General features: G+C 48.7%; 10 protein-coding genes. 8 read left to right on the forward strand and 2 right to left on the reverse strand.

The window, feature by feature from the left end; translation table 11 throughout:
* Nucleotides 1-1150, forward strand: a 1150-nt coding sequence (locus Q4A73_RS06530; RefSeq protein ID WP_303206649.1) for a ribonuclease R family protein, incomplete at its 5' end; no start/stop codon positions are given.
* Nucleotides 1150-2118, forward strand: coding sequence for a DNA polymerase III subunit delta (locus Q4A73_RS06535; protein ID WP_303206650.1), 969 nt, complete (start codon nt 1150-1152; stop codon nt 2116-2118). The genes Q4A73_RS06530 and Q4A73_RS06535, both read left to right, overlap by 1 nt.
* Here the strand turns inward: Q4A73_RS06535 and efp are convergent.
* Nucleotides 2115-2684, reverse strand: a complete 570-nt coding sequence (gene efp, locus Q4A73_RS06540) for an elongation factor P (protein WP_303206651.1) — start codon at nt 2682-2684, stop codon at nt 2115-2117. The two genes, Q4A73_RS06535 and efp, sit on opposite strands and share 4 nt — an antisense overlap.
* A 51-nt stretch (nt 2685-2735) precedes the next feature.
* Nucleotides 2736-3839, reverse strand: coding sequence for a polysaccharide pyruvyl transferase family protein (locus tag Q4A73_RS06545; protein ID WP_303206652.1), 1104 nt, complete (start codon nt 3837-3839; stop codon nt 2736-2738).
* 342 nt (nt 3840-4181) lie between these two features.
* Between Q4A73_RS06545 and nspC the strand changes: the two genes are divergently transcribed.
* Genes nspC through Q4A73_RS06575 form a run of 6 tightly spaced genes read left to right on the forward strand, consistent with a single transcriptional unit; the run spans nt 4182 to nt 13054 of the window.
* Complete coding sequence (nspC, locus tag Q4A73_RS06550; RefSeq protein ID WP_303206653.1) at nt 4182-5339, forward strand: carboxynorspermidine decarboxylase; 1158 nt, start codon at nt 4182-4184, stop codon at nt 5337-5339.
* Nucleotides 5340-5358: 19 nt separating this feature from the next.
* Entirely contained in the window at nt 5359-5934 is a 576-nt protein-coding gene (yedF, locus tag Q4A73_RS06555; RefSeq protein ID WP_303206654.1) for a sulfurtransferase-like selenium metabolism protein YedF, read from the forward strand.
* Between the two features lie 6 nt (nt 5935-5940).
* Nucleotides 5941-6963: a selenide, water dikinase SelD gene (gene selD / locus Q4A73_RS06560; RefSeq protein WP_303206655.1), complete on the forward strand. Its 1023-nt coding sequence runs from the start codon at nt 5941-5943 to the stop codon at nt 6961-6963.
* A gap of 60 nt (nt 6964-7023) precedes the next feature.
* Nucleotides 7024-10515 (forward strand): proline dehydrogenase family protein, encoded by a 3492-nt coding sequence (locus Q4A73_RS06565; protein ID WP_303206656.1) that lies wholly within the window; start codon nt 7024-7026, stop codon nt 10513-10515.
* Nucleotides 10516-10531: 16 nt separating this feature from the next.
* A complete protein-coding gene (putP, locus tag Q4A73_RS06570) occupies nt 10532-12013 on the forward strand; it encodes a sodium/proline symporter PutP (protein WP_303206657.1) in 1482 nt (493 codons plus the stop codon).
* Between the two features lie 33 nt (nt 12014-12046).
* Nucleotides 12047-13054, forward strand: coding sequence for a PTS sugar transporter subunit IIC (locus Q4A73_RS06575; protein WP_303206658.1), 1008 nt, complete (start codon nt 12047-12049; stop codon nt 13052-13054).
* Nucleotides 13055-13113: the final 59 nt, after the last annotated feature.

Genomic DNA, 13113 nt, shown 5'->3' on the forward strand with positions numbered 1-13113 from the left:
TGCCTATTCTGCCATGGATAAGGAGGCGCGCTCACGGGGCTTTTCTATCTACTTCCCGCACAGGGCCATCCCCATGCTGCCCCGCGCCCTGAGTGAAAATATCTGCTCCTTAAGGCCTCACGAGGACCGCTTGGCTTATTGTTTTAAGCTGAGTTTTGATACGGAATTTAAAGTGATAAAAGAGGAGCTTTTTGAGGCGCTGATTCATTCCAAGCGGCGTTTTCATTACGATGAGGTGGATGCAATTTTAGAGCAAAAGCCCGATCTTGGCGAGCTTTCTTGGCTTTATCCCCTTTTCAAACTCACGCAAAAACTAAGGGCAAAGCGGCTTAAAAATGCCTTTGAATTCAAAACCGAAGAGCTGAGGATGCTTTTGGACGAAAGTTTAAGCCTCAAGGCTACCCGTTATGAGAGGGACACGCCCTCGCATAATTTGATCGAAGAATGCATGCTCCTTGCCAACAAAGCCGCGGCAAAGCGCATTGAGGTGGGGGTTTTTAGGAACCACCTGAGCGCGGATGGCAAAAAAATTCGTAAGCTTTTAAGGGAGCTTTCTGGCCTGGGCATTGACGTTAAATTTAAGGCAAATTTAAGCGAGTTGATCCGCGACATTCAGGTCTTGGCCGCGGAGCTTGATTTGCGCGCAGAGGTCGATAAGCTCATCATCAAGGCGCAAAAAAAGGCCGTTTATGCGAGTGAAAATGCGGGGCATTTTGGCCTTGGCTTTGAGCGCTATACCCACTTCACAAGTCCCATTCGGCGGTATTCTGATTTGATTTTGCACAGGCTTTTAAAGGCTGGAGAAAACCAAGATGCAAAACTTTATAAATACCTGCTTTTAAACATCCAAAGCACTTGTGAGAATTTAAGCACGCTGGAGCGGGAGGCGGATAAGGTCGCTTATGATTTTATGGATAGGAAATTTGCGCGCTGGGCTGCGAAAAATGTGGGGCAAATTTTTGAGGCCCTCATCATAGAAAACGAAAATGTCGCGATCGCAAGGCTTGATGATACCATCAAGGGGGCGGATGTGATTTTGATAGGGCAGAGGGCGAATTTATTCCAAAGGGTGCGGGTGAGGATTGAGGATGCGGACATTGTGATGGCGAAAATTTTTGGCATCATCGTTTCTGTGAGCGAGGTGAGGTGATGTATAGGCGCGAGCTGCAAAATCTGCTCAATTCCAGTGGAAAATTTCCTAATTTTTTTCTGCTTTATGGCTCGGATAATTTTCAAACCGAGCTTTATGCGAATTTTATCGAGAAAAAATTTGCCGCCGAGGAGAGTCTGCGGCTTTATTTTGAGGAGTATGATTTTTCTAGGGCGAGTGATTTTTTGGCCTTGGGGTCGCTTTTCAGTCAAAAAAAGCTTTTGGAGCTAAAATGCCACAAAAAGCCATCCGCTAAGGATTTGAAAGCCCTAATTTCCCTGTGCAAAATCAACGCGGATAATTTTTTTCTGCTCGAGCTTTATGATGAGGGCTCGCGTCAGGGGGAGCTTGAGAAAATTTTTGAAAATCATTTTGCAAGATTTTTTAAGGTTGGTGGGTTAAAAGAGGGTGTGGAGCTTTTAGCGATGAGGGCTAGAGAGCTTAAGATTGACGCGACTCAAAATGCCCTTGCTAGCCTTTTTTTGGGCTTTGATGAGAATTTATATTTGGCAGGGGCCGAGCTGAATAAATTTGAGGGCCTAGCCATCAATGAAAACACCATCAAACAATACTGCCCTGCCCTTAGTTTTGCGAATTTTGACGGCTTTTTGGATAAGCTTTTAAGCCACGAAAGCATCGGCATTGAGTTGGAAAAAATTTTGGAGGAATTCAACGAAATCGCCCTCATCAACGCCCTTTCTAGCGCTTTTTATCGCTTTTTTCAAATCGCCATGTACGCAAAAATCAACGGCAAAATCGACCTTAAAGATCTGCTAGGTTACGCCCCGCCCCCTGCCGCCGCGGAGAAATTAAAAAACCAAGCCTTGAAATTCAAGCTCGTGCAATATCATCAAATTTTCAAGCTTCTTTTGCAAACAGAATACGAGCTAAAAACCAATCCAAAACTTGCAAAAAAGGACTTTCTCATCGCCGCCATGCTGGAATTTTCACGCATTTTGAAGGCCTAGTTTTTCACCCTTTCTATATATTCTCCGCGTGTGGTATCGACCCTGATAACCTCGCCCTCTAAAATGTGAAAGGGTATGCTCACCACAGCGCCCGTTTCAAGTGTCGCGGGCTTTTTATTTGAGCCCTGCGTGTCGCCTCTAAAATTGGGCGCGGTTTCTATGATTTTGAGCTCGACCACCTGCGGCACTTCCACGCCTATGGCCTTGCCGTTGTGAAAAAGCACATCGACCATCATGCCATCTAGCATCCATTTTTTCGCCTCGCCCACATCCTCATCGCTGATGGCGACTTGCTCATAGCTTTGCGTGTCCATAAACTGGCAGTTCTCCCCGTCATCGTAGAGGTATTGCATCGTCTTTTCTTCTAAATTTGGCGCCTCGCACTTGTCCCCAGCGTGGATGGTTTTTTCCAAAACCTTGCCATCAATGAAGGACTTGATTTTCACCCGTACAAAGGCAGGCCCCTTACCCGGTTTCACATGCTGATACTCCACTATCTTAAACGGAACGCCATCGATTTCTATTTTCAAGCCTTTTTTCAAATCACCCATTGCATAAGCCATCATTTTTCCTTTGAATTTAGTAGCACACGCATTTTAACCAATCTTTTTTAAAGCTTAATGAAAGCGGCTCGCTCGGTAGGAGGCTATAAATTCGCGCAGTTTTTCAAGCCTTTGCGCGTCGACCTCTTCCCCTCGCTCCTTAGCGACACTGCGTTTTAAATTCTCCAGCATCGCTTCTTTTAAATCCTCAATATCAGGCACTTTCGGGGCAAAATCCACCGCATTTTTCTCAAGCTCTGCCTTAGTGTGGATGCGAATGATGCCCTCCAAAGCCGAGAAGCGCCCCCGCTGCTCCTCATTTTCAGCGATCAAAACAACCGGAATCCCCATAGCCGTGCAGGGCGAGGCGATGTGAAGTCCTGTGGTGATGATGAGCTTTGCTTCATTTTGATAGCGCTTGAGCAAATTGTGCGTTTTTTGGAAAAAATGCTCCTGCGTGTAACTTGGCTCATGCTCTATTTTGATGGACTTTTGATTGATGATTTCTGCCTTTTTGCGCAAATTTTCAGGGATAAATTCAAGCAAATCCTCCCCCACATTAACGAAAAAAATTTTATCTTGCCCCGCATTTTTTTCACGCCTATCTAAGGTGAGGGTGAGGCAACGCGAAAGATATGCCCTAAAGCCCATTTTTTGGCAAAATTCTAGGGTGTGAAGGTCCCTGCAGCCTATGTCCTTATTTTTGAAATACTGCGGGAAATGCGCGTGGAAAAATTGTATGAAATTCATCGCTGCGAGGTTAAAATGCGTGCCGATGAAAACGCTCAAAAGGCTAGGGGGCGGGAGGAAGCTGTGGCTGAGTGCGAAGTAGCCCTGCATGATGACTATGCCCCCGCCTTGCTTGAATATCAGGCCTTCGCTGCTGGCGTGTTCAAAATTTGACTGGGGGAATTTTTTTTCAATGGCGGCTTTTGTGGCGATGGTTTGGATAAAATCGCCCAGATTGTGATAGCCAAGATGCGTATAATGCGCGTAGTCAAAAAGCACGAAATGATTGTTTTTAAAGTCGTTTTTTGTGGGATTTTGCGCATTTTTCGCGAAGATGTGTAAAAACTGCCTTCTTTCTATGAGCTCGATATTTTTTTGAATTTTATCAAGACCCAGGGCGTTGTGTAATTTTTTAAAAAATGCGCTTTTTTTGTTCTGTAAATTCAGCATCGAAACTCCTTTAAAACGAGCATTATAAAACAAAACCCCCGCATTTTGTGTTAGGATTTTTTCGCCTTGATGATGTGCTTTTTATTAAAATTTGGCTGAAATTCTCATGAGTTTGTAGGAATTCATAGCATATGAAGGAGAGCTACCGTAGCGTTTTACCTAGGGTTAGATTTCTAAGACCCCTCTTTGTAAAAATAAAAATTCTAAAACAAAACACAAAGCCATTGGCGATTCCCTAATTTCCTTCAGGTTCGTGTCGGTAAAACTGGAGATTTTATTGAATCTTATGTTATGATAGGTCTTAAATTTTTTTAAGATGCCAATTTCACCCCAAGGATAAGGATGCTAGCCTACTTGAAAAGCGATTTTCCTACTCCCGCTTATGTTTTAGAAGAGGACAAACTCAGAAAAAACTGTGAACTCTTAGCACGCGTGAGCGAAGAAAGCGGTGCGAAGGTGCTTTTAGCGCTGAAGGGCTTTGCCTTTTCGGGCGCGATGCAAATCGTAGGCGAATACCTCCACGGCTGCACTTGCAGTGGGCTTTGGGAGGCGCAATTTGCCAAGGAATTCATGGACAAAGAAATCCACACTCACTCCCCCGCCTTCAAAGAGGACGAGATGGACGCGATCGCCGCTCTATCGGGGCACATCGTCTTCAACTCCCTTGCCCAGTTTGAAAAATTCAGGCTCAAAACGCAGACTGCGGCTTTGGGACTGCGTTGCAATCTGGAGCATTCTTTCGCGCCTAAGGCGCTTTACAATCCCTGCGGTCGCTACTCCCGACTTGGAATTTTGAGCAAGGATTTAGAGAGGGCGGATTTGAGCGGGGTGAGTGGGCTTCATTTTCACGCCCTGTGCGAGGAGAGTGCGGATAGTCTGGAGGCGGTTTTGAGGGTCTTTGAGGCTAAATTTGGTCGCTGGATAAGGCGGGTGAGTTGGGTGAATTTCGGCGGGGGCCATCACATCACAAAAAAGGGCTATGACGTGCAAAAGCTCATCAGACTTTGCAAGGGCTTTAGCGATAAATTTGGCGTGCAGGTGTATTTGGAGCCCGGTGAGGCCGTGGGCTGGCAAGCGGGGGTTTTGGTCGCTTCGGTGATTGACATCGTTGAAAATGAGAAAAAAATCGCCATTTTGGACGTCTCAAGCGAGGCGCACATGCCAGATACCATCATCATGCCCTACACGAGCGAGGTTTTAGGGGCTAGGATTTTGGGCACGAGGGAGGGGGAGGAGGTCACCCCCCCGCAGGAGGACGAGAGGGCCTATTTGCTAGCGGGAAATACCTGCCTAGCTGGCGATGTGATGGGGGAGTATGCCTTCAAAAGGGAGCTTGAGCGCGGGGATAGGATCGTTTTTTTGGATCAAATCCACTACTCCATCGTGAAAAATACAACCTTCAACGGGGTCAAATTGCCCAATCTAGCCCTTTTGACGCGGGAGAATTCTCTAAGAATGGTGCGCGAATTTTCCTACGATGACTACGCGAGGCGCAACTGAAATTTACAAAGGAGAAGGGATGAAAATCGATGGTAAAAATCTCACCTGCCCCGCCCCTGTGGTGCAGACAAAAAGAGCCTTGGAGGGGCTTTCTGAGGGAGAGGAGCTGGAAATCCTCCTCAACTCAGAAATTTCAAAAAACAATGTTTTGAAATTTTTAAACTCCCTAAATTTAAACCCCGTTTTAGAAGAAAACGCGGGAGAAATTCGCATCAGGGTGCGTAAGAAGAGCGGGGCCTCCTCGACTTTGGCGGATGAGAGCGTGGGGAGTGTTTTGTTCCTCAAAAGTGATAAAATCGGCACGGGTGAGCTGGGCAAAAATTTACTGGTGGGCTTTTTGGACACCCTAAGAGAGCTTGAAAGTCGCCCCGCAAAAATCCTCTGCGTCAATGAAAGCGTCCTCATCAACTGCGAGGAAACGCACCCTGCGCACGAGGCGATGCGAGGGCTTGAAAACATAGGCGTGGAGCTTGTAAGCTGCGGGGCGTGTTTGGAATTTTTTGGAAAAACAAAGGCGCTAAAAATCGGCAGCGTGGGCAATGCCTACGCTATTTTGAGCGAGCTTTTCAGCAAGGCAAAAATCATCACTTTGTGAGGGAAAATGCAGTATAAAAATCAAAATTTAACCCGCTTCGTCAAGGCCGCAGGCTGAGCAGCTAAACTGGACCCGTGCGGTCTGCGAACCATCCTAAGCTTCATGCGGCCCCATGCAGCCCTACTCAGCGGCATCCACACCAACGAGGATGCGAGCGTGTATCAGATAAGTCCTGATTTGGCCCTCGTGCAGAGTCTTGATTTCATCACGCCCGTGGTCGATAGCGCGTATCATTTTGGCGCCATCGCCGCTGCGAACGCTCTTAGCGACATTTTTGCCATGGGGGGTGAGGCGCTCAACGCCCTCAACATCACGGGCTTTGACAGCTACCATCATGATCTGGAGCTTTTGGGTGAAATTCTAGCCGGGGCTAATGACAAGGTGCAAGAATGCGGCGCGATTGTGGTCGGTGGGCATACCATCGAGAGCGCGGAGCTTTTTTTTGGACTGAGCGTAACGGGCAGGGTGCATCCGCAAAAATTCATCGCCAACAACGGCGCGAAGGTCGGCGATGTGGTGATTTTAACCAAGCCCTTGGGCGTGGGGATTTTGAGCACGGCACTGAAGGGTGAGATGCTAAAAGATGAGCATTTGGGGCCTATGCTTGAGGGCATGCTGGGGTTGAATTTAAAGGCGAGTCGCCTCGCGGTGCATTTTGGGGCAAGCGCGATGAGTGATGTGACGGGCTTTGGGCTTTTGGGGCATTTGGTTGAGATGCTCAATGGGCAAATTTCTTGGCGTGTTTTTCAAAATGAGCTGCCCCTGCTTGAGGGTGCGAGGGCGTATTTTGAGCTGGGACTGATCCCGGCTGGGGCCTATCAAAACTATGAATTTGTGAAAAAATTCGCCCCCCACCTGCAAGAAGATGCGCTTTTGTTTTGCGCTCCTGAAACCTCCGGAGGGCTTTTGATCGCGGTGGATGAGAAGCGGGGTGAGGGTCTGCTAAAAGCCCTTCACGATGAGGGACTTGGGGCCAAAATCATCGGGCTTTGCACGGCAAAAAGCGCCGAAGAAATCGCGCTCGTTTGAAAATTTTACCCTGTTACTAAATTTTTATATCATTGCGAAAATTCTAGGAAAGAACCCTCAATGATACAAAAAACCTTAGCTCTGGCGGAAAAGCTGCAGCATGCCATAGAGCAAAATCTCTCCGCGAGCGAGAGGGCGTTTCACGCCAAGATGCAAAAACTCCTCAACAATCCCAAAAACAAAGTGATGCTGATAGAATTACTCGACCGCTCTTTCCGCTGCAAGGACAGGGGGGCGAGTTTTGAGCTGATCGAGCACATTTTGGGCAAATTTGGCATCGCGGATTTTTTCTCCCCCTTTGAAAAATTCTTGCTTCTTGTCTTTTTGAATTTGGGAAAATTCGCGCCCAAGTTTAGCGTGCCTTTTTTCATCTCCCATTTGCGCGAGGATACGAAGGCTATGGTTTTGGATGCGGATGAGGGCTTTTTGGCCCCGCACATCGCTAGGCGCAGGGAGCAAAACATCACGCTCAATGTCAACCTGATCGGCGAGGAGGTTTTGGGCGAGGCTGAGAGCCAATGCCGCATGCAAAAATACGAGCAAGCCCTAAAATCAAGCCACATTACCTACATCTCCATCAAGATCACGACAATTTTTTCTCAAATCAACATCATCGACTTTGAGCACTCCAAAGAGGAGGTTGTGAAGCGCCTAAATAGCCTCTACGCCCTTGCTGCTGCGGAGGAGAAAAGGCAGGGCGTGAGTAAATTTATCAATTTGGACATGGAGGAGTTTAGAGACCTAGAGCTGACAGTGGCGGCCTTTATGCAGAGCGTGGCGCAATTTGACATAAGCGCTGGCATCGTGCTGCAGGCTTACATTCCTGACTCTTACGTGTATCTTGAAAAGCTTCTCGCCTTTTCAAAAGAGCGAGTTGCAAAGGGGATGAAGCCCATAAAAATCCGCTTCGTCAAGGGCGCCAATATGGAAAGCGAGGAGACCATCGCCAGTCAAAGGGGCTGGGCGCTGCCGACTTTTAGCCGCAAGATCGACACCGATAGTAACTACAACAAAATGCTAGATCTCGTGCTGGAAAATGAAAATTTCAAATCCATCCACATCGGCATCGCCAGCCATAATATCTTCGAAATCGCCTACGCCTACACGCGCATCAGTGAGGCGGGGGCACAGGAGAGCTTTACCTTTGAGATGCTTGAGGGCATGAGCTTGCAATGCTCTTATGAGCTGTCCAAAATGCACGATTTGATCCTTTACGCTCCTGTGTGTGAGGGGACGCATTTTAACAACGCCATCGCCTACCTCGTGCGCCGCTTGGATGAAAACACGAGCGAGGACAACTTCATGCGCCATTTTTTCAATCTCAAGGTCGGCTCAAAGGCATGGGAGGAGCAAAAAAGCCTCTTTTTGAGCGCGCTTGAGGGCGTTTCAAACCTCGACAACTCCACGCGCAGAAAGCAGGATAGAAATCAAAAGGCAAACGCTTTAAGCCCCCGTGAAAGCCAAGAATTTAAAAACGAAAGCGACACGGACTTCATCCTGCCGCAAAACCGCCTCTGGGCGCAAAATATCAAGGCTCGGTATGAAAATTTACAGGGGCTTGAGGTCTATCCTGTGGCGGGGGAGGTGAATTTTCAAAAAGAAAATTTAAGCGTCCTAGAAGTGAGGGACAAGATCACAAATCGCATCATAGGCAGGACGCATTTGGCGGGGGAGGCGCAGCTTAAAAAGGCTCTGGAGCAGGCAAAAAATTCCCACTTTCCTCAAAAAAGCCATCGAGAAATTTATGAAATCCTAGCCAAAGTCGCCCAGCTTTTGCGTGAGCGCAGGGGGGATTTGATAGGCATCGCCGCGCTTGAGACGGGCAAGACCTTTTTAGAAATCGACCCTGAGGTGAGCGAGGCTATCGATTTTGTGGAATTTTATCCGCGTTCTTTAGAAAAGCTCAAGGAGCAAAATCCGCACACCACCTTCACCCCCAAGGGCATAGGCCTCACCATCGCACCGTGGAATTTCCCCATCGGCATCTCTGCTGGCACCATAGCCGCGCCCCTAGCCGCTGGCAATGTCGTCCTCTACAAGCCCTCCTCCCTCTCCACCCTCACGGGCTATAGACTTTGTGAGTGCTTTTGGGATGCAGGGGTTCCTAGGGACGCGCTCATTTTTCTCCCGGCTAGGGGTGGGGATATTTCTGCGCACATTTTGAGCGATGCAGCGGTGAAATTTTCCATACTCACAGGCGGCGAGGATACGGCCTATGCGATGCTAGAGGCTAATCCTGCCCTACTTTTGAGCGCAGAAACAGGGGGCAAGAACGCCACCATCGTTTCCAAATTTGCCGACAGGGATAGCGCGGTGAAAAACATCATCCACTCGGCCTTTTCAAATTCTGGGCAAAAATGCTCGGCCACCTCCCTGCTCGTGCTTGAAGATGAGGTTTATGAGGATGAGGAATTCAAAAGGGCGCTTGTGGATGCGGCGGCGTCTTTGGCGGTGGGCAGTCCTTTCGCGCTTAAAAACAAGCTGGGCGCGCTTTGCGATAAACCCAGCGAAAAGCTTTTAAGGGCTATCAATGAGCTAGAGCCCGGTGAGGAGTGGGTGCTAAAGCCAAAATTCATCGATGACAACCCGCACCTAATGACCCCCGGCATAAAATATGGCGTCAAAAAGGGTGCTTTCACGCATATGAATGAGCTTTTTGCGCCGATTTTAAGCGTGATGCGAGCGAGGGATTTGCAAGAGGCGATTGAGCTGGTAAATTTCACAGGCTATGGGCTTACGGCCGGACTTGAGAGTCTGGATGAGCGGGAGTGGGAGTATTTTGCGCAGCGCATTGAGGCGGGGAATATTTACATCAACAAGCCCACAACGGGCGCCATCGTGCTGCGTCAACCCTTCGGCGGCGTGAAAAAATCCGCCATAGGCTTTGGCAGAAAGGTAGGAATTTACAACTACATCACGCAGTTTGTGGATATAAAAGCAAAAGCGGATGAAAATTTGCTAGAAAATGAGTTTTCGGTGGCCTTGCAAAAGCTCGATTTGAGTGCGGATTCTAGCGATAAAACCGCCCTGAGTGATGCCATCATCATGGCCAAGTCCTACGCCCATCATCACAAGCACGAATTTGGCCGAGCAAAAGACTATGTGAATATCCGCGGCGAGGATAATCTTTTTTCCTACACAAAAATCAAAAATTTAGCCTTCAGGGTATGCGAGGAGGATGGTTTGAGAGATATTTTGGGCGTGGTTTTGGCGGCGAATATCTCAGGCGTGGAGCTCTGTGTGAGCTATGAAAAAGGGGCCGAATTCGCGCGAGAATTTTGCAGGGCCGCGGGGCTTAAAGCGCGGTTTGTCCAAGAGGGCGTGGGTGAGTTCATCGCTAAAATTTCTCATTTTGAGCGCGTCCGCTATCACGCTAGGGCTGATGGGGCCGACCCAGTCTATCAGGCCGCCGCCAAAGAAGCCAAAATCATCATCCGCGACAGGCCCCTGCTCAACGGTCGCTTTGAGCTGCTTTATTATCACAACGAAAAGTCCCTTAGCCTGTCCTACCACCGCTACGGCAATCTTGGCATCCGCGGCCTAAAAAACTAAATTTCAAGGAGAAAGCATGCAACTCGTGCAAATCAACACAGAAATCGCCATCACCTTCATCGCCTACTCAGCCCTGATGCTCTTCATCGGCTTTTATTTTTACACGAAAAACAAAGGCACAGAGGACTATTTTTTGGGTGGGCGCTCACTGGGTCCTGTGGTCTCGGCATTGAGTGCTGGGGCTAGCGATATGAGCGCGTGGCTCTTGATGGGCCTACCCGGCGCCTTGTATGTCGGGGGATTGGTGGAGAGCTACATCGCCATCGGGCTGAGCGTGGGGGCCTTTTTAAACTGGGCCTTTGTGGCGAAGCGGCTTAGAATTTATACCAGCGTGATCGCAGATAGCATTACGATTCCGGATTATTTTGAAACGCGTTTTGATGATGACAAGCACATTTTGCGCATCGTGTGCGCGGTGGTGATTTTGGTGTTTTTTACCTTTTACGTTTCCTCAGGGCTTGTGGGCGGGGCGAAGCTTTTTGAGAGCACCTTTGGCATCGATTACGCTTACGCACTCACTACGGGCACGCTCATCATCGTGGTTTATACCTTTTTGGGCGGCTATAAGGCCGTGTGCTGGACAGATATGATTCAGGGGCTTTTGATGATGAGCGCCCTCATCATCGTGCCCTTGGTGATGCTTTCAAATTTAGGAGGCCTTGATGAGGCGATGGGCATCGTGCGCGAGATCAAGCCACAGAATTTATCCATGGTCGAGGGGATTTCGGCGCTCTCTATCGTCTCGGCCCTTGCTTGGGGGCTTGGGTATTTTGGGCAGCCGCACATTTTGGTGCGCTTCATGTCCATCCGCTCCACTAAGGAAATTCCAACGGCTACTTTCGTGGGGATTTCTTGGATGGTGATTTCCCTCATCGGTGCGTGTTTGATAGGGATTTTGGGCATAGCTTATGTGCATAAATTCAACCTCAGCCTACAAGATCCTGAAAAAATCTTCATCATCATGAGTCAATTGCTCTTCAACCCTTGGATCGCAGGAATTTTACTGAGCGCGATCTTAGCGGCCATCATGAGCACGGCCAGCTCGCAGCTTTTGGTCTCAAGCTCGACCCTAGCCGAGGATTTTTACCGCCGCATCTTTAGGCAAGATGCCAGCTCGCAAACCGTGATGAAGCTAGGCAGGATAGGCGTTTTACTCGTAGCGCTCATCGCCTTTCTCATCTCCACGGATAAAAATTCCAGCGTCCTAAGCATAGTCGCCTACGCGTGGGCGGGCTTTGGGGCGAGCTTTGGCTCGGTGATGCTTTTTTCGCTTTTTTGGAGCAAGATGACGCGAGCGGGGGCGATCGCAGGGATGATAACAGGAGCCGTGGTCGTGGTGGCGTGGAAAAATTTCCTAGCAAGTGCTTTGAATTTTCCAATCTATGAAATCGTGCCGGGTTTTGTGTGTGCAAGTGCAGTCATCATCATCGTAAGCCTATCCTCCACGGTGCGTCCGGGCACTCAAAAGGCTTATGAAAGTATGCTTAAAAATCTTTAAATTTCGGGGCCTAGCCCCTCACAAGGAATACTAATGAAAGCTTTTTTAGAAAGAAAAGGAATCGAATTTTCTCTTAAAAGATACGGGATTGACGCCCTGAGCTTTATGGCTTTGGGGCTGTTTTCTTCGCTCATCATAGGCCTCATCATCTCGCAAATAGGGCTTTATTTGTCTTTGGATGTGGTGAGAGAGATGGGGGGCAAGATAATGTCCTGCTTGGGCGTTAGCATAGGCGTGGCGGTGGCCTACGGGCTAAAGGCGCCGCCTTTGGTGATTTTTTCCTGCGCTAGTGTGGGTTTTGTGGCCAATGAGCTAGGCTCCCTCATCACAGCCTTTATCGCCACTTGCATCGCCACAGAGCTGGGTAAAATCGTCAGCAAAGAAACACAAATCGACATCATCCTCACCCCCCTCGTAACGCTAGCAAGTGGAATTTGCGTGGCTTTTTTGATAGGGCCTAGCCTAGCTCAAATGCTCGTCATCTTCGGCACTTGGCTCAATGAGGCCACGCATCTAGCGCCTCTACTCATGGGTGTGATTTTATCGGTGAGCGTGGGCGTTTTGCTGACCCTGCCCGTATCCTCGGCGGCCATAGCCATCATGATAGGCCTAAACGGCGAGGCGGCAGCGGCGGCGTGCGTGGGCTGCTGCTGCCAGATGGTAGGCTTTGCGGTGGCAAGTTACAAAGAAAACGGACTCAATGGCCTTTTCTCACAAGGACTTGGCACTTCGATGCTGCAAATTCCAAACATCGTTAAAAATCCAAAAATTTGGATAGCGCCCATTTTGAGCTCAGCGATCTTGGGACCCGTGGCGATTATGGTTTTTGACATGCAAAATATCCCAAGCGGTGCGGGTATGGGGACGAGTGGCTTTGTGGGGCAGTTTGGCACTTTGGAGGCGATGGGACTGAGTGGGGACACGCTCATCAAAATTCTTTTGATGCACTTCGTTTTGCCCGCCGCTTTAACCTTAGCTTTTTCTGAATTTTTCTACAAAATCGGCTGGATCAAAAAGGGCGATATGAGGCTTAAAATTTAAACCAAAAGCTCAAGGCCCTGGAGGGTCCTGGAGCTGACATTGGTGTCCTTGAAATTTTT

Origin of the sequence: Campylobacter sp. (assembly GCF_030528245.1) — a bacterium.
GTDB lineage: Bacteria > Campylobacterota > Campylobacteria > Campylobacterales > Campylobacteraceae > Campylobacter_D.

Excerpts from the sequence above, each read along its gene's own strand:
- Q4A73_RS06535 (WP_303206650.1), top strand. The coding sequence starts at position 1,150 with ATGTATAGGCGCGAGCTGCAAAATCTGCTCAATTCCAGTGGAAAATTT.
- efp (WP_303206651.1), bottom strand. The coding sequence starts at position 2,684 with ATGATGGCTTATGCAATGGGTGATTTGAAAAAAGGCTTGAAAATAGAA.
- Q4A73_RS06545 (WP_303206652.1), bottom strand. The coding sequence starts at position 3,839 with ATGCTGAATTTACAGAACAAAAAAAGCGCATTTTTTAAAAAATTACAC.
- nspC (WP_303206653.1), top strand. The coding sequence starts at position 4,182 with ATGCTAGCCTACTTGAAAAGCGATTTTCCTACTCCCGCTTATGTTTTA.
- yedF (WP_303206654.1), top strand. The coding sequence starts at position 5,359 with ATGAAAATCGATGGTAAAAATCTCACCTGCCCCGCCCCTGTGGTGCAG.
- Q4A73_RS06565 (WP_303206656.1), top strand. The coding sequence starts at position 7,024 with ATGATACAAAAAACCTTAGCTCTGGCGGAAAAGCTGCAGCATGCCATA.
- putP (WP_303206657.1), top strand. The coding sequence starts at position 10,532 with ATGCAACTCGTGCAAATCAACACAGAAATCGCCATCACCTTCATCGCC.
- Q4A73_RS06575 (WP_303206658.1), top strand. The coding sequence starts at position 12,047 with ATGAAAGCTTTTTTAGAAAGAAAAGGAATCGAATTTTCTCTTAAAAGA.